Source organism: Arthrobacter parietis, from assembly GCF_039530425.1.
In the GTDB taxonomy this organism is placed as follows: Bacteria; Actinomycetota; Actinomycetes; order Actinomycetales; family Micrococcaceae; genus Arthrobacter_D; species Arthrobacter_D parietis.
Window position 1 is genome coordinate 39210 of sequence record NZ_BAAAON010000002.1, and the last position, 16280, is coordinate 55489.

Genomic DNA, 16280 nt, shown 5'->3' on the forward strand with positions numbered 1-16280 from the left:
CGGTAAAAATTATTGCATGCATTCACCACGCCCTATCCATCTCGCCCGCGGCGGCACCAGCGTCGTCGTCGACACCTCCACCGCCGGCCTGCCGTCCATCCTGTACTGGGGGCCGGCGCTCGGTGAGTGCCCGGCTGCCGAACTGGCGGCGCTTGCCTCGGCCTCCGTTCCGCAGCGGGTATCCGGAAGTATTGACACCCCTGCCCGCCTCACGCTGATTCCTCAGGAGTCTTACGGCTGGCAGGGCACCGCTGGGTTCACCGGGCAACGCGGCAGCGGATTCCTGACCCCTGCCTTCCAGGTGACGGACCTGACCGCCGGCGAAAACGAACTCACCATCACGGCGAACGACGACGACGCCGGCCTCGCCCTGAAAATACAGCTCACCCTTACGGACGCAGGGCTTCTCCGCCAGCGGCTTGCCGTGACAAACACTGGAACGGAGGAGTATGAGGTGCGTTCCCTCCTCGCCTTTTTTCCCCTTCCCGACAGTGCGCAGGAAGTCCTCGACCACACCGGGCGCCATCTGCGCGAACGATCGCCCCAGCGCCACAACCTCACCACCGGCTCTTATCACCGCGAGAGCAGGCGCGGCCGCCCCGGCGCAGACGCAACCCTGCTCGTTGCAGCGGGGGAGAGAGCATTTGGTTTCGAACGCGGGCGCGTGCATGCCGTGCATACGGCCTGGAGCGGGAACCACCAGTACATTGTGGAGCAGACGCCGTCCGGTGATCGATTCCTCGCGTGCGGTGAGCTCCTGCTGCCCCAGGAGATGTCGTTGGCTCCCGGTGCCACCTATGCGGCCCCGGATGCATTCGGTTCCTGGGGCGATGGGCTCAATGAACTTGCATCCCGCTTCCACACCGAGTTCCGCGGCCGGCCGGAACACCCCGACCGGCCGCGGCCGGTCACGCTCAATACCTGGGAAGCCGTTTACTTCGATCACAACCTTCCCACTCTGAAGGCACTTGCAGACAGGGCTGCCCAGGCGGGCATCGAACGCTATGTGCTCGACGACGGCTGGTTCAGCGGACGCCGCGATGACACCGCGGGTCTGGGGGACTGGTTCATCGATGAAACAGTGTGGCCCGATGGCCTTACCCCGCTGATCGATCACGTGCGCTCCCTGGGGATGGAGTTCGGGCTCTGGTTCGAACCGGAGATGGTGAACCCGGACTCGAAGCTTGCCCGCAATCACCCGGAGTGGATCATCCAGACGCCGGGCCGACTGCCGGTCGCCGCCCGCCAGCAGCAGGTGCTCAACCTGTCGATCCCGGAGGCGTACGACTACATCCTGACCTGCATCGATGATGTGCTCAGAACCAATGACATCGCCTATATCAAGTGGGACCATAACCGCGACCTGCTGGAAGCCGCAGACGCGACGAGCGGTGCCGCCGTCGTCCATTCCAATGTGGAGGCCGTCTATCGACTCATGGCCGAGCTGAAGGAACGTCACCCGGGGCTGGAGATCGAGTCCTGCGCCTCAGGCGGCGCACGCGTGGACATGGGGATCCTGCGTCACACCGACCGCATCTGGACGAGCGACTGCATCGACCCCATCGAACGGCTGGTCAACCAGAAACACACTGGGCTCCTGGTTCCGCCTGAGCTGACGGGCATGCATGTGGGCGGTCCCCGATCCCATTCGACCGGGCGCACGCACACCCTCTCATTTCGTGCAGCTACAGCGATCTTCGGTCACTTCGGCGTGGAATGGGACATCTCCAACCTCACGGCCGAAGAACTTGGCCGGCTCGGTTCCTGGATCGACCTCCACAAACGCTGGCGGGACGTCCTCCACACGGGGACGACCGTGCACGCGGATCTCCCGGACCCGTCAATGGACCTGCGCGGCGTTGTTGCGAGCGACAAGCAAAGCGCCCTGTACGGCTACTCGCTCACGGGCTCAAGCGCATCCTACCCACCCGGCCGAATCACCTTTCCCGGCCTTGATCCCATGACGACCTACAGCATCACACCGGCTGCTTTCGACTACGAGGACCAGGGCCAATCCGGCCTTGCCTGGGTCGAAGCCGCCCGAAATGGCGCACCCCTTGCCATGAGCGGCCGGCTTCTCGGCGCACTCGGCGTCCAGGCGCCGGTACTTTTCCCCGAACAGTCCGTTCTCATCGAAGTCCGGGCACAGACACCAGAGCGACACCACACATCCTAAGGAGAGATTCGTGAAGCATTCCGCTACACGAAGGAAACTGGCGGCGGCTGCGGCCCTGGCGGCGCTGACGCTGTCCGGCTGCACTCCCGCCAGCGGGAACGACGACGTCGTCACCCTCGATTTCTTTCAGTTCAAACCCGAGGCGGTGGGCAACTTCGAGGAAATCATCGCCGATTTCGAAGCTGCCAACCCCGATATCGACGTAGTCCAGAACCATGTCCCGGACGCCGACACGGCAATCCGCACGCTGCTGGTCAAGAACAAGACCCCGGACGTGCTGACGCTGAACGCAAACGGGAATTATGGGCTGCTCGCCGAGGCCTGCGTCTTCGCCGACCTGACGGACATGCCCTCTGCTCAGACGGTCCTTCCCGCGGTGCAGGACATCGTGCAGGAGCTCGGAAGCTGCGACGGCTCGGAGATCAACGCGCTGCCCTTCGCGAACAATGCAAGCGGGATCATCTACAACAAGGACATCTTCGAGGAGTACGGTGCCGAGGTGCCGGGAACTTGGGATGAACTGGTGGCGCTCGCCGACATGTTCGAGGCAAACGGTGTTACCCCGTTCTACACAACGCTGAAGGACGGGTGGACCGTAAGCCCCGCCTTCGTCAACCTTGGCGGGGCCCTCCAACCGGAGGGTTTCTACGATGCGCTGCGGCAGGACGAGACTTCATTCTCTGCTGAGTACGAAGAAGCCATGGAGAAGGTTTCAAAACTGTTCTCCTACAGTCAGGAAAACTCGCCCAGCCGGGACTACAACGCAGGGAACGCAGCCTTCGCCAACGAGGAATCCGCCATGTACCTGCAGGGCAGCTACGCCATACCGCCCATCCGAGCCGCGAACCCCGACGTCAACGTCGGTACGTTTCCGTACCCGGCCACCAACGATCCGCAGGACACGGTCGTGGTCTCAGGTGTCGACGTCGGACTTTCAATTGGACGGGACACTGAGCATCCGGAAGAAGCGCGCCGCTTCGTCGAGTTCATGATGTCACCTGACATCGTCGAACGGTATTCGGAAGCGCAAAGCACGTTCTCGACGCTGAGTGAAAGCCCCTCCAACACGGATCCCGCCCTCGAAGGATTGGCCCCGTACTTCGAGAGCGGCCGAATCATCGGATTCATCGACCACCAGATCCCGCCCAGCCTTCCACTGCCCGCCTACCTCCAGGAATTCATCCTCAGCGGAAACACCGAGAGCTTCCTCGCGAGGATGGACAACGAATGGGACAAGATTGCCGAGCGCACCATCACCCGTGAGGAGGCACGCTCATGAGCGTTCCCACCCTGTCCCGGCCCGCGAAGAAGCTGCCACGCGCTTTCTACATCATGGTGCTGCCGGCCTTCGCGCTGTTCCTGATTTTTCACACCGTACCGGTGCTGACCGGCATCTACTACAGCTTCACCAACTACGCAGGCTACGGCGAGTGGTCCTTCATCGGACTCAGCAACTACATCAATTTGTTCCGTGACGAACGGATCCTGAACGCCTACGGATTCACCTTCCTGTTCGCCATCGTCTCCACCATCGCAGTGAACATCATCGCTCTGTCGGTGGCCATGGCGTTGAACAGCCGGATCAAGTTCAAGACGGGATTCCGCGGAATCTTCTTCATTCCGAACATCCTCTCGATCCTGATCGTCGGGTATGTCTTCAACTACCTTTTCTCCAACTCCGTGCCGGCCATCGCCGAAGCGCTCGGAATCAATGCGCTCACGAGCAGCATCCTGGCCAGCGGGGATACGGCGTGGATCGGTGTCGTCATCCTCTCGGTCTGGCAGGCGGCGGCCTTCAACATCATCATCTACCTGGCCGGCCTCCAGACCATTCCCGGTGAGCTCTACGAAGCGGCGTCGCTTGACGGCGCCTCGGCCTGGAAGCAGTTCAGCACCATCACCTTCCCGCTGATCGGTGCGTTCTTCACCATCAACATGGTCCTGTCGCTGAAGAACTTCCTGCAGGTCTTCGACCAGATCATCTCCCTGACAGGAGGCGGACCGGGCACCTCCACGGAGTCGATTTCCGTGCTCATCTACCGGGGTGGATTCCAGGGCGGCGAATACGGATACCAGACCGCCAACGCAGTGATCTACCTGTTTGTCATCATTGCTATCTCGTTCATCCAGCTGCGCATCCTGCAGCGTAGGGAGGCCTCGTTCTAATGACTGCAACTGCCTACTCCGCCGAGCGAAGTGCCCTCGGGAATAACGACCGAGATTCACGCGTCCACCGTCCCGATCGGCGTCAGATCAACTGGTGGCTGACCGCGCTGGTTTCCGTGCTCTCGCTGACGATCTTCATTCCGCTCTATTTCACGGTGGTGACGGCCCTGAAGACTCCCGATGAGCTGGGCGGTTCCGGATTCGGGTTGCCCGGCACTCCGGCCTGGAGCAACTTCGCCGAAGCCTGGACCCTCACCGACTTCCCGCAGGCGCTGATGAACAGCGCGCTGATCACGGTGGGGGCAGTGCTGCTGACCCTACTCACCAACTCCATGGTGGCCTATTCGATTGCCCGCAACATGCACCGGAAGCTCTTCAAGGGGCTGTACTTCTACTTCATCGCAGCGCTCTTTGTACCCTTCCCGATTATCATGCTTCCCGTCGTGAAGGAGACTGCGCTGCTCGGGCTGGACAATCAGCTCGGCCTGATCCTGCTTTATACGGTGTACGGCCTCTCCTTCAATATCTTCGTCTACGTCGCGTACATTCGGTCCATCCCGATGGAGCTCGAGGAAGCGGCGATCACCGACGGCGCCAGCACCTGGACGGTCTTCTGGAAGGTCATCTTTCCGCTTCTTGGTCCGATGAACGCCACGGTCGGAATTCTCACCTGCCTGTGGGCCTGGAACGACTTCATGCTGCCGCTGGTCATCCTCTCCGACCCGTCGGCTCAAACCCTGCCGCTGGCCCAGTACGTCTTCCAGGGCCAGTTCAACACCAACTATTCCGTGGCGTTCGCCTCCTACCTGATGGCCATGGCGCCACTGCTTCTGGTGTACCTTTTCGCACAGCGATGGGTTATCTCCGGTGTGATGAGAGGATCAACCAAATGAGCACCACCAACAGTCCTGAAACCGAACCCGCCTGGTGGACCGGCGCCGTCGTCTATCAGGTGTACCCCCGCAGCTTCGCCGACTCCAACGGAGACGGAATCGGGGACCTTGGCGGGATCATCAGCAAACTCGACCATCTCGCGGAACTCGGCGTGGACGTCGTGTGGCTCTCCCCGATCTACTCCTCGCCCCAGCACGACAACGGCTATGACATCAGCGATTACCGCCGAATCGACCCGACCTTCGGCACGCTCGAGCAATTCGATGAGCTCCTTGAGGGCGTGCACCGGCGCGGGATGAAGCTGGTGATGGATCTCGTAGTGAACCACACATCGAACGAGCACCCGTGGTTCGTTGAATCGGCGTCGTCGACCGACAATCCCAAGCGGGACTGGTACTGGTGGCGGGACGCACGGGAGGGCTTTGACACGGGGGAGAAGGGCGCCGAGCCGAGCAACTGGGGCTCGGCGTTCAGCGGTCCGGCCTGGACACTGGATCCCGCCACGAACCAGTACTACTTGCACCTCTTCGCACCCGAGCAGCCGGACCTGAACTGGGAGAACCCGGAGGTACGCCAGGCTGTCTACGAGATGATGAACTGGTGGGTCGACCGGGGAGTGGACGGTTTCCGGATGGACGTCATCAACTTCATCTCCAAGGACCCTGCGCTGCCGGACGGCCCGGTGCAGCCCGGGAAACTGTGGGGCGACGGCTCCCAGTATTTCGTGTCCGGACCCCGCATCCACGACTATCTGCAGGAAATGCACCGCGAGGTTTTCGAGGGGCGGAAAGCCGAGCTCATCACGGTCGGCGAGATGCCAGGTGTCACCATCGACGAGGCGAAGCTCTTCACTGATCCTGCCCGCCGCGAGGTTGACATGGTTTTCCAGTTCGAGCACGTCGGCCTCGATCATGGGCCAGGCGGCAAGTGGGACTACAAGGGACTGGACCTTCGTGATCTCAAGACCTCATGGAACCGCTGGCAGAAGGGACTGGCCGGTACAGGCTGGAACAGCCTGTACCTGAACAATCACGACCAACCGCGCCTGGTTTCCCGGTTCGGCAATGACGAGGCTTTTCGCTACGAATCCGCCACCCTGTGGGCGGCGCTGCTTCACCTGCACCGCGGGACGCCGTATGTCTACCAGGGCGAGGAAATCGGTATGACCAACGCTCCGTTCGAGAGCGTCGAGGATTTCCGTGACATCGAGTCGATCAACCACTTCTACGAGGCCACAGGTCCGTTGGGCCACAAACCGGCGGAAGTGCTGCGAAACCTGCGCATCATGAGCCGGGACAATGCCCGCACGCCCGTGCAGTGGACGGCGGGGGAGCAGGCAGGCTTCACAAGCGGTACGCCCTGGATTGCGGTCAACCCGAATTATCCGACGGTCAATGCGGACACGGACCGCGCAGCCGACCAATCGGTCTTCCGGTTCTACCAGCGGCTCATCGAACTCCGGCACAAGGACGAGGTAGTCCGTCTCGGCGAGTTTGTGATGCTCGCTGAAGACCATCCCACCCTCTACGCCTTCACCCGTACGCTGGGCGGCGGGTCGCTCCTCATTGTCGGCAACGTCTCGGGTGACACGCTGAGCCTCCCCGACGACGCAGAGCTAGCGGATCAGGTCAGCGGCGGAACACTGATCCTCGGCAATTACGGCGACGAACCCACGCCTGAGCTTCGACCCTGGGAAGTGCGGATCCTCCGCACTGCGTGATCGGCGTTGATTCGGCAGGACACGCCCCTAATGCTTCGCCATTAGGGGCGTGATCGGCGACTGAACGTTCAGCGTTCGGCGATCAGCGTCTCGGTGTAAAGGTCAATCAGCCCGGTGACACCGCTTTGTTCCATTGCGCGGCGCTGGCGGACAGCGCCGGTACCGCGCTCCCACACCGTCTTGAGGCCGGTTTCAATCCAGTGGGAATCGCCCGCGTCCTCCAGTGCCGTGCCGACGTACTCGAGCAGGCGGTCCATCTGTTCACGGACGGGCGTCAGCTTTCCGGTCAGTGGATTGACGACGACGTCGCTCAGCCCCTGGCGCGCGGCCTGCCACTGTGCCGCATCCAGCAACTCGGCGTCGGGATCCGGATACGGCGTGCCGTTCAGGGCATCGCTGACCGCTGTGCTGACGAGGCCGCGCACCAGGCCGGCGATGAGCACGGAGTCCTGCGCCTCCAGCTGTGCGTCTGCTGTGCGAACCTCCAGGGTGGGGTAGCTGTCGGAGAGCCGGGCAACCCAAGTGAGAACCCCGCGGTCGATGATGACGCCGGTGTCCACGAGGCGTTCGATCCGGCGCTCGTACTCCGCAGCATCCGCGAAAATCGGCGGAATGCCCTGTACCGGCCAACGACGGTAGTGCACCGTCCGCCAGCTGGAGAAGCCGCTGTCCCGGTCAAGCCAGAACGGAGAGTTTGTGCTCAACGCAGTGATGATGGGAAGCCAGGGTCGGATCCGGTTGAGCGCCTGTACACCGATTTCCTTGTCCGGGATGGACACGTGCACATGAAGCCCGTTAACGAACTGGTCCGCTACGATCCCGCGGGCGCTCGATTTCAGTTCGTGGTAGCGCTGTTTATCAGTGAGCTCGGGGTACCCCTCCTGGATGCGGGGAGCCGTTGCCGATCCGCTGGCCCGAACTCCTGACTTCCGCGCCGCTGCCGCCAGTTGCCGCCGGAAATTCAGCAGCGACTCCTCCGCTTCGGTGAGCGTATGGCACACCGGCGTTGCGGTTTCGATTTGGCAGCTCAGCAATTCGCGTTGGATATCCTCGCCGCTGACTGCGCCGCCGGATTCGAGAAGTGCCTGGACATCCGCTGCATTGAAGACGGGCAACCCCGATTCGGGATGGAGCAGGAGGTACTCTTCTTCGATTCCCAGCGTGGTCATGGAGCGCCTTTCGATGCGTTCAAGGATCCACTTCAGTCTAGTCAGCCAGCTTTGTACTTGTGTTTTCCCGCGTCATATTGTGCCGATGATCAGAAGTCCCAGCGCGGCCGCGGCCAGCCCGCAGCCGGTGTTTGCAAGCACATGCACGACGGCGGCCACCCGCCTCCTGCCCCGCCACAGGAGAACAGCCGCGACAGTGAAGGTGCTGAACGTGGTGAACCCACCGGCCAGCCCCGCACTGAGCGCGGTGTAGACGGGGCTACTGAGTGCAGAGTTCAGCAGCAGTCCCCAAAGGATGCCGATTCCACCCGATCCAAGAATGTTGACCACCAGCGTTCCCATGGGAAAGGGTGGCACCAGCGAAGACCGGTGCCGCCGTCGTGCACGGAGCGCTTCATACGCGGTGTCGACGGCGAAGCGGAGCAGCGCGCCGACCATTCCTCCAAGGCCCACCAGAGCCGCAGTCATCATGGCGCCCGCCTCTGCCCCACGATGATTCCGGCGGCAGCGGCCGATACACCGAGCGCGAGCGACAACCCGACGTACGGCACCATCAGCGCCGGCTCGATCACCGCGGCAAGCGAAACCGCGGAGAAGGTTGTGAATGACCCAAGGAGGCCCGGCCCCAACCCCGCCCGCAACTCCCGCGGCCCGCGGGTTCCTGCCCAGCGCTCGGTCAGCCAGCCAAGCAGGAAACTTCCACCCGCATTGATCGCGAGCGTGGTCCAGGGGAACGCGCCGGGCGGCTCGGGAAAGAGCAGGCCGAGCAGATATCGTGCCTCGGTTCCTGCGAAGCCTCCCATGGCGACGGCGGTCCATACCTTCCAGCCGAGAGGTGCAGGAAGGGCATCCGGTTGAGCGGTCATGGCACCAAGCTACAGCCGGCGTGTCGGCCCACTGACTCGACCCAGATGGCCCCGGTGAGTTCCTTACCGAAGCTGAAGTCCCGGGCACCGGTCCCGGTGCCGACGCGCGCCTGAAGCGGACCTCCGAAGGGAGCCCTGCCCAGCACTTCCACCGGAGAACCAATACCGATGTCTTCGGCCGCCAGGAACCTCAAGAGCTGTGGGTCCTCATCGCTGATCCGGGTAACCCGTCCGGAGTGGCCATCGTCGAAGCTGTCCAAGGGTAATGCGTCGGGAAGCGTGATCGCCCCCGCAGCCGTCGGAATCGGATCACCGTGCGGGTCAACGGAAGGGAAGCCCAACCGGGCGTCGAGCCGGTCGATGAAGGTATCGGAGACAGTATGCTCCAGCAGTTCCGCCTCATCATGGACTTCATCCCAGCGGTAATCGAGATCGCGTACCAGGAACGTCTCGATCAGCCGGTGCCGCCGAACCATGGCCAGGGCCAGGCGGCGACCGTCAGCAGTGAGTTCGACGGGCCGGTACGGTGTGTGGTTCACCAGCCCGAGCTCGGCCAGCTTCCGGATCATTTCGGAGACCGACGAGTTGGCAACCGACAGCCGGGCGGCGAGCCGCGATGATGTCACGGGCTCATCATGCCACTCAGAGAGCGCGTAGATGGTCTTCACATAGTCTTGGACACTTGAGGATTCGCTGCCGGGTGTGCTCACTTTCGACGCCATGTCAGACAGCCTGCCTTGCCGGTGAACCGGCCCGCCGGCGTCGCTGTCTCAGTTGTGCGATGAGGCCAGTCCGGGGCGCCGCGATGTAGGCAACTGAAAACGCGAGTGCCTGCGCAAGTACAACTGCGGCCCCGGTTGAGATGTCGAAGTAGTAGCTCGCGTAGATGCCGGAGACCGCGGCGGTCGCAGTGATCAGAACAGCGAGTATCAGCATCCGGTCAAAACTGCGTGTCAGCAAGAAAGCAGTGGCGCCAGGCGTGATCAGCATGGCCACGACGAGGATGATACCGACAGCCTGCAGCCCCACCACCACGCTGAGGGCGAGCAATCCCAACAGGAGCGCAGCCAGCGCCTTGGTGTTGAGCCCGATGACGTGTGCATGCGTGCGGTCGAAGGCGAGCAGCGTGAGATCCCGCCGCTTGACCAGCACGATCACCAGGGTCAACGCACCAAGGATCAGAACCTGCCACAGCTCACCGTCCGTGACACCGAGAACGTTGCCGAAGAGGATGTGCATAAGGTCCACTTGCGAGGGCGTTCGCGAAATGATGGCCAGTCCCACGGCGAAAAGAGCGGTGAACACCACACCGATCACGGTGTCGGACTTCAGCCTGGTGGTCGACTTCACAGCGCCGATCAGCGCAACGGCACCGGCACCGAAAATGAAGGCGCCGATCGAGAACGGAATACCGACGATGTAGGCGAGCGCGACCCCGGGCAGCACCGCATGGGAAACGGCATCACCCATCAGGGACCAGCCCATCAGGATGAGCCAGCAGGATAGAACCGAGGCGACTACGGCAGCCGCCAGCGTCACCAACAGAGCGCGGGTCAGGAAGCCGTATTGCAGCGGTTCAAGGAGGAATATGACGGGATCCATCTAGGCACCTGCCCGGGTAGGCGCCACCGCTGAGTCAAGAGTGTCCGCAGGCCCGAACGCGCGCGCGAGGTTGGCATGGGTGAGCACGTCATCGGGGGTTCCTTCGGCAAGGATCCGTTGGTGCAGGAGGATTGCGCGGTCGCACAGGCGGGGCAGGCCGGCGAGGTCATGGGTGGACACCAGCACAGTCCGGCCTTCATTCTTCAGTTCGCGGAGGAGCTCCACAATGGTGGCCTCGCTGCCCTTGTCTACGCCTGCGAATGGTTCATCGAGGAGAAGGAGCTGGGCGTCCTGGGCGATTCCGCGGGCAACGAAGGCGCGCTTCTTCTGTCCGCCGGAGAGTTCCCCGATCTGCCGGTGGCGAAGCTCTGACAACCCGACCCGTTCCAGCGCCTCCGTCACCGCGGCACGGTCAGTCCGTGAGGGATGCCGCAGGGGACCCATGTGAGCGTACCGCCCCATCATGACGACATCGGCGACGGAGACAGGGAAGTCCCAGTCCACGTCCTCGGCCTGCGGAACATAGGCGACGAGCTTGCCTTTACGGGCTGCCGTGGACGTTCGGCCGAAGAGCGAGAGCGTTCCCTGTTGCGCCGTCACCAACCCCAGGAGGCACTTGAAGAGGGTCGATTTTCCTGAGCCGTTCACCCCGATCAGTCCGCAGATTTGGGCACGGTTGATGGTGAAGCTCACGCTGTGGAGCGCAGTCACGTCTCCGTAGCGGACGCCCAAACCTTCGACAGCGATGGCCGGCTGTTCGCTGGTTGCCAGGGTCATCGGGTCAGTCCTTCAACGATGAGGTCGATGTCGTGTTGGAGCAGGTCGAGGAACGTGGGGACCGGTCCGTTCCCCTCCGACAGCGAGTCCACATAAAGCGGACCGGCCAATTCAGCGCCGGTGCTTCGTGCAACCTGCTGCTGCGCGGACGGATTGACGGTGGACTCGCAGAAGACTGTGGGCACGTTGTGCTCCTGAACAAAGGAGATGACGTCGCTGATCTGCCGGGGGGTTCCCTCGGTGTCGGAATTGACAGGCCAGATGAAGGCTTCTTTGATTCCGGCGTCCCGCGCGAGGTAGGAGAACGCACCCTCACACGTGACCAGAGCCGGCGTTGCCTCACCAGTGCTGAACGCATTCTGCAGAGCGGTCAGCATGCCCTGGAGTTCCCGCTTCAAGCCGGCGCCGTTGGCTTGGTAGTCTCCGGAATGTGCGGGATCAAGCTCTGACAGTGCCGTAACAATGTTGTCTACGTACGTTTGCGCCGCCTTCGGGGACATCCAGGCATGGGGGTTGGGCAGTCCCTGGTAATCGCCGGAACGGATGTCAACGGGTTCCACGCCTTCGGAAAGCACCACATGCGGCGCATCGATGGACAGGACGAAACGTTCGAACCAGCGCTCCAGGCCCAGGCCGTTGTCAAGGACGAGATCCGCGTCCTGAGCCTCGACGAGGTCTGAGGGAGTGGGGTCGTAGCCGTGGATTTCGGTTCCGATCTTGGTGATCGATTCAACCCGGATATGCTCACCTGCCACCGAGCGTGTGAGGTCCGCGAGAACGGAAAAGGTGGTCAGTACAACAGGCCGCGGGTCCTTGTGTGAACTGGTCCGCTCCACAAGTGGGGTGCCACAGCCTGCAAGCACCAACGTTGTCAGGATGAGGAGTACCTGAATCCGAAGTTTCGGCATACCGAAAATATAGCCCGATCACGCTGCTGCCGCCACTGCTCCTGTGCAGCCGGAGCCACGGCACTCGACAGGAGAGCAATCGACAGGGCATGGTGGGCCTAACGGTATGTTGCCGGCAGGGCACGGCAGGACCACTATCAGGAGGTCGGGTTATGAGCGAAGAACCACAACACGAGGAAGTGCCGCGCGAGCACTCTGAACAGCCGGCAGAGGGGGATCGCGCTCAGAATCCCGCCGACACAGGCACTCACTCACAGGACCCGGCTGAGGGTGCAGATTCCGGGCCGGAAACGAACGGGACGGACGCTGAGGGCTAAAGCCGGCCGGCCCGCCAGCAGTAGGTAAGGTACGGCAGCTCGAGGACTGCGTCCGGCTGGTGCCCCAAGTGATCGTGCAGGTACCACGACAGATTGTTTTCCACCTTGGTGCGCACACCGGCTGATGCGTTCTGGTAGTAGGTGCGGGAGCGCGCAAGTTCCACGATGTCCGAGACCGGAAGAACCTGCGTCCATGGAATGACCCTAGACTCCGGCTCCGAAAAGCGCGGACCAAGCATAGGGCGGTAGCTCGGCCGGAAAACGTCTCCGGCATGCATGATGCGGGAGAGCCGGTGTACCCAGGCAACGCTGACGTCCAGCTGATTCCAGACGAGCGCGAATCTTCCCCCCGGTGCCAACACACGTGCGGCCTCCTGGCTTGCCGCAGCAGGATCACACCAGTGCCAGGCCTGGGCAATTGTGAGTACATCAGCGCTCGCCGTTGCGAGTCCCGATGCCTCGGCAGTTCCCTGCACTCTGGCTACGCGCGGGAGTTGTTGTCCGAGGACTGCAAGCATGTCCAGGGATGGGTCAACAGCTGTCACCTCCGGGCAGCGGCGGATGAGCTCCCGGGTGAACTTGCCGGTGCCGGCGCCAACGTCTGCTGCGCGCAACGCTCCGGCGGGTATGAGCCAGTCCACGCTGTCTTGGGGGTAGCCCGGACGCACGCGCTCGTAGCGGTCACTTTCCTGCAGGTAGCCCCGCGCCAATTCACGACGGCGGTGTTCGGCGAGGCGCGGACCTCCAACACCCATGTTGGGAACTCCTCGCATGACGGGTACGGAACCCGTCAATTAAAGCACCCGGTTGAAGGCGGCGTCGTGCCGAGGAAGTGCGGTCGCAGCGCTCAGTCGGTTGTGCAGGGCGCGGCGCCGGCAGTTCCCGGCGTGGGCGGAGCCCAGTCAGGGAAAGGGCGGGTCTCGACCGCGGGCACCCAGCGCCCGGCGTCGACCGCATAGTCAGTCCCCAGTCCATCCCGAAGAAGCGAGCGCAAACCGGTCAACAGCCTGTCGACGTCGTCCTGCCGTGATCCGAGCCCGAAACTCGCCCGTAGCGAACCTGACGGCAGGCCCAGCCGCTTCAGCAGCGGATGAGCGCAAAACTTCCCGTCCCGCAGTCCAACCCCGTGTTCTGCAGACAGATATGCGGCGACCAGCCCGGCGTCGTAACCGTGGACAGAGAAGTTCACTACGCCGATCGCATCGGTGCTGTCAGCGAAGATGCGGTGAACTGCTATGCCGGGAAGGTTGGAGAGCCCTTCCACGAGGGCATCCCGCAGCTCTGATTCATGCGCAAGCCAGGCCGGTTCATCCAACCCAGCGATGGCCTCTGTTGCCTTCGCCAGCGCGGCTGCACCGAGCACATTCGGTGACCCGCCCTCATGGCGCGCGGAACCGGTTGCCCAGGACACCGAGTCCACTTTCACAGTCTTCACTGCGCCGCCTCCGGCGAGGTGGGGCCTTCCGGAATCGAGCCAGTCGCCTCTACCGACCAGGACGCCCGCGCCGAAAGGCGCATACAGTTTGTGGCCCGAGAAGGCCGCGTAGTCGATACCGTCGCGGAGCAAATCCAGCCGCCGGTGGGGAGCGAGCTGAGCCGCGTCGACGACGATCCGCGCGCCGTGCGCATGAGCCGCCGCTGCGAACCGGCCGATGGGCAGAACTTCTCCGGTGACATTCGACGCACCGGTTACAGCAAGCAGGCTGATTCCTCCGGATGCCAATTCCTCTTCCACAGCGGCGAGCGTTTCCTCGATGGTTCCCGCGGCGACCAGCCCGCGATGGGGAAGCTGCAGCCAGGGCAGCAGATTGGCATGGTGTTCCACGTCGAGGTAGAGGACCTCACCGTCCTCCGGCAGGCATCCAGCCAGGAGGTTCAGCGAATCGGTGGTGTTGCGGGTGAAGATGACCGCATCATCTTCCCGGCCGCCGACGAAGTTCCGCACAGTCCTTCGTGCATTCTCGTAGAGCGAGGTGGAGATCTGCGATGCGTACCCGGCGCCCCGGTGCACACTCGCATAGTAGGGAAGCACGCTCTGCACATAGTCATTGACCTGCTGCAGCGCCGGCGTTGAAGCGGCATAGTCCAGGTTGACGTAACGGACGGCAGTGCCGTCCACCAGCGGCGCCTGCAGCTCAGCGCCCATCACGGACGCCAGCGGTGCAGCGGAGAGTTCGTTCTCAAGAAGTGCGTTGCTCACAGGAGGTACCCCACGTAGGTTCAGGGGACCTGCTTCACCAGGCCCCGCGCTTGCCGAACCACGTTCTGGCCCGGCCAGGTCGTCACCCGGGGCACCCCGCCGCGGAAGGAGGGTTGCCGGCCAGCAAACCGGGGTTTAACGCTGACACTCGTGACCTAGGAATCCAGACTAAAGCAGGCCGGGAATATCCGGTCCTTGTGTTACGCGTTGGTGTTAAGCGACCACGTCAGACGCCGGTACCTTCCTGAAGCAGATCGTCCAGCGAGGGGTTCAGTCGCTTCAGGACATCATTGTGAAGTGTGCTGTTGGTTGCCAGCGCGTTGCCTCCGAAGGGTCCGTCGGAGCCTTCGAGTGACGTGAAGCGACCGCCGGCTTCCGTGACGATGGGTACCAGCGCGGCCATGTCATACAGGTTCAGCTCAGGTTCGCAGGCGATGTCCACAGCGCCTTCGGCGACAAGGCAGTAGGACCAGAAGTCACCGTAGGCGCGTGTACGCCACACGGATTCGGTGAGCGATACGAATTCGTCAAAGTTGCCGCGCTCTTTCCAGCCGGACAGGTTCGAGTAGGAGAGCGAGGCGTCTTCCAGCCGGGATACGCTCGAAACCCGGAGCCGGCTGGCTGCCGCGAGAGACTTACCCATGAACGCACCGGTGCCCGTTGCAGCCCACCAACGCTTTCCGAGCGCGGGGGCGCTCACAACACCGACGACAGGCCGGCCCTCGTCCACCAATGCAATGAGGGTAGCCCATACCGGTACGCCCCGGACGAAGTTCTTGGTTCCGTCAATAGGATCGATGATCCAGCGCCGCGAGCCGGCGCCGCTGCTGCCGTACTCCTCACCGAGTACGGCATCGCGCGGACGCGCACGCGAGAGTTGCCCGCGGATAGCCTCTTCCGCCGATTTGTCCGCATCCGTGACCGGGGTGAAGTCCGGCTTGGTTTCGACCGCCAGATCCAGCGCCTTGAACCGGGACATGGTCTGGTCGTCTACGGAGTCGGCCATTACATGGGCAAGGCGGAGGTCATCGTTGTAGCTCTGGAGGTTCATACTTTCAACCTATATGGTCAGGGTGCACAGATGCGGGAGGTCCCGATGCGGACGCGCTCAGCGCTGGGCTACGATCGGTTCACGCACGCACAGGAACGGGTGTCATTGAACGGTGTGCTGTTAAACGCAAGAAAGGGGACACCGGCCGAAGCCGATGTCCCCTTTCTTGAAGCGCTAGATCTTGAAGCGCTGAAACTTAGAGAACGGAGACTTAGAGAACGGAGATGTTCTCAGCCTGGGGGCCCTTGGGGCCCTGGGTGGTCTCGAAGCTGACCTTCTGGTTCTCCTCAAGCGAGCGGAAGCCGCCGGAGTTGATTGCGGAGAAGTGAGCGAAAACGTCAGCGCCGCCGTCGTCAGGAGCGATGAATCCAAAGCCCTTTTCAGCGTTGAACCACTTGACTGTACCTGTTGCCATTTTTTTATTCCTTGAGTGT

The 16280-nt window shown here is 62.7% G+C and carries 17 protein-coding genes and 1 riboswitch; of the genes, 6 read left to right on the top strand and 11 right to left on the bottom strand.

Features of this window, described 5'->3' with window-relative positions; translation table 11 throughout:
- Positions 1-16: 16 nt before the first annotated feature.
- From ABFX19_RS08350 to ABFX19_RS08370, 5 genes are read left to right on the top strand one after another with little or no spacing between them, the layout of a single operon-like run.
- Positions 17-2176, top strand: a complete 2160-nt coding sequence (locus ABFX19_RS08350; protein ID WP_346028083.1) for an alpha-galactosidase — start codon at positions 17-19, stop codon at positions 2174-2176.
- A gap of 10 nt (positions 2177-2186) precedes the next feature.
- Entirely contained in the window at positions 2187-3455 is a 1269-nt protein-coding gene (locus ABFX19_RS08355; protein ID WP_346028084.1) for an ABC transporter substrate-binding protein, read from the top strand.
- Complete coding sequence (locus ABFX19_RS08360; protein WP_277357899.1) at positions 3452-4342, top strand: carbohydrate ABC transporter permease; 891 nt, start codon at positions 3452-3454, stop codon at positions 4340-4342. The genes ABFX19_RS08355 and ABFX19_RS08360 overlap by 4 nt, the downstream gene beginning before the upstream one ends.
- Complete coding sequence (locus tag ABFX19_RS08365; RefSeq protein WP_346028085.1) at positions 4342-5235, top strand: carbohydrate ABC transporter permease; 894 nt, start codon at positions 4342-4344, stop codon at positions 5233-5235. The genes ABFX19_RS08360 and ABFX19_RS08365 overlap by 1 nt, the downstream gene beginning before the upstream one ends.
- The gene (locus ABFX19_RS08370; protein ID WP_346028086.1) at positions 5232-6956 is read left to right on the top strand and encodes an alpha-glucosidase; all 1725 of its coding nucleotides are present in this window, start codon (positions 5232-5234) and stop codon (positions 6954-6956) included. Before ABFX19_RS08365 ends, ABFX19_RS08370 begins: the two co-directional genes overlap by 4 nt.
- A 68-nt stretch (positions 6957-7024) precedes the next feature.
- Here the strand turns inward: ABFX19_RS08370 and ABFX19_RS08375 are convergent, their stop codons facing one another.
- From ABFX19_RS08375 to ABFX19_RS08405, 7 genes are all read right to left on the bottom strand, one after another.
- Positions 7025-8125 carry a carboxylate-amine ligase gene (locus ABFX19_RS08375; protein WP_277357896.1) on the bottom strand — a complete coding sequence of 367 codons (1101 nt, stop codon included), beginning with the start codon at positions 8123-8125 and terminating at the stop codon, positions 7025-7027.
- A gap of 72 nt (positions 8126-8197) precedes the next feature.
- Complete coding sequence (locus ABFX19_RS08380) at positions 8198-8596, bottom strand: fluoride efflux transporter FluC (protein WP_346028087.1); 399 nt, start codon at positions 8594-8596, stop codon at positions 8198-8200.
- Positions 8593-8991 carry a fluoride efflux transporter FluC gene (locus ABFX19_RS08385; RefSeq protein ID WP_346028088.1) on the bottom strand — a complete coding sequence of 133 codons (399 nt, stop codon included), beginning with the start codon at positions 8989-8991 and terminating at the stop codon, positions 8593-8595. The genes ABFX19_RS08380 and ABFX19_RS08385 overlap by 4 nt, the downstream gene beginning before the upstream one ends.
- Positions 8988-9713, bottom strand: coding sequence for a metal-dependent transcriptional regulator (locus ABFX19_RS08390; protein ID WP_277357893.1), 726 nt, complete (start codon positions 9711-9713; stop codon positions 8988-8990). The genes ABFX19_RS08385 and ABFX19_RS08390 overlap by 4 nt, the downstream gene beginning before the upstream one ends.
- A 1-nt stretch (position 9714) precedes the next feature.
- The gene (locus tag ABFX19_RS08395) at positions 9715-10593 is read right to left on the bottom strand and encodes a metal ABC transporter permease (RefSeq protein WP_277357892.1); all 879 of its coding nucleotides are present in this window, start codon (positions 10591-10593) and stop codon (positions 9715-9717) included.
- Positions 10594-11370, bottom strand: a complete 777-nt coding sequence (locus tag ABFX19_RS08400; protein WP_346028089.1) for a metal ABC transporter ATP-binding protein — start codon at positions 11368-11370, stop codon at positions 10594-10596.
- Positions 11367-12278, bottom strand: a complete 912-nt coding sequence (locus ABFX19_RS08405; protein WP_346028090.1) for a metal ABC transporter substrate-binding protein — start codon at positions 12276-12278, stop codon at positions 11367-11369. The genes ABFX19_RS08400 and ABFX19_RS08405 overlap by 4 nt, the downstream gene beginning before the upstream one ends.
- Before the next feature lie 152 nt (positions 12279-12430).
- Here ABFX19_RS08405 and ABFX19_RS08410 point away from each other — a divergent pair, with 152 nt between their 5' ends.
- A complete protein-coding gene (locus ABFX19_RS08410; RefSeq protein ID WP_200954787.1) occupies positions 12431-12595 on the top strand; it encodes a hypothetical protein in 165 nt (54 codons plus the stop codon).
- On the opposite strand, the gene ABFX19_RS08415 is transcribed toward ABFX19_RS08410, so the two are convergent.
- The 4 genes from ABFX19_RS08415 to ABFX19_RS08430 form a co-directional block, all read right to left on the bottom strand.
- Positions 12592-13350 carry a class I SAM-dependent methyltransferase gene (locus ABFX19_RS08415; protein ID WP_277357889.1) on the bottom strand — a complete coding sequence of 253 codons (759 nt, stop codon included), beginning with the start codon at positions 13348-13350 and terminating at the stop codon, positions 12592-12594. The two genes, ABFX19_RS08410 and ABFX19_RS08415, sit on opposite strands and share 4 nt — an antisense overlap.
- A gap of 92 nt (positions 13351-13442) precedes the next feature.
- The gene (locus ABFX19_RS08420) at positions 13443-14741 is read right to left on the bottom strand and encodes an aminotransferase class V-fold PLP-dependent enzyme (RefSeq protein ID WP_346028412.1); all 1299 of its coding nucleotides are present in this window, start codon (positions 14739-14741) and stop codon (positions 13443-13445) included.
- 95 nt (positions 14742-14836) lie between these two features.
- A riboswitch (SAM riboswitch) is annotated at positions 14837-14951 on the bottom strand.
- 70 nt (positions 14952-15021) lie between these two features.
- Positions 15022-15846 (bottom strand): histidinol-phosphatase, encoded by an 825-nt coding sequence (gene hisN / locus ABFX19_RS08425; protein ID WP_056548009.1) that lies wholly within the window; start codon positions 15844-15846, stop codon positions 15022-15024.
- Positions 15847-16057: 211 nt separating this feature from the next.
- On the bottom strand, positions 16058-16261 hold the full coding sequence (locus ABFX19_RS08430; protein ID WP_026545912.1) for a cold-shock protein: 204 nt from the start codon (positions 16259-16261) through the stop codon (positions 16058-16060).
- Between the last annotated feature and the right edge of the window lie 19 nt (positions 16262-16280).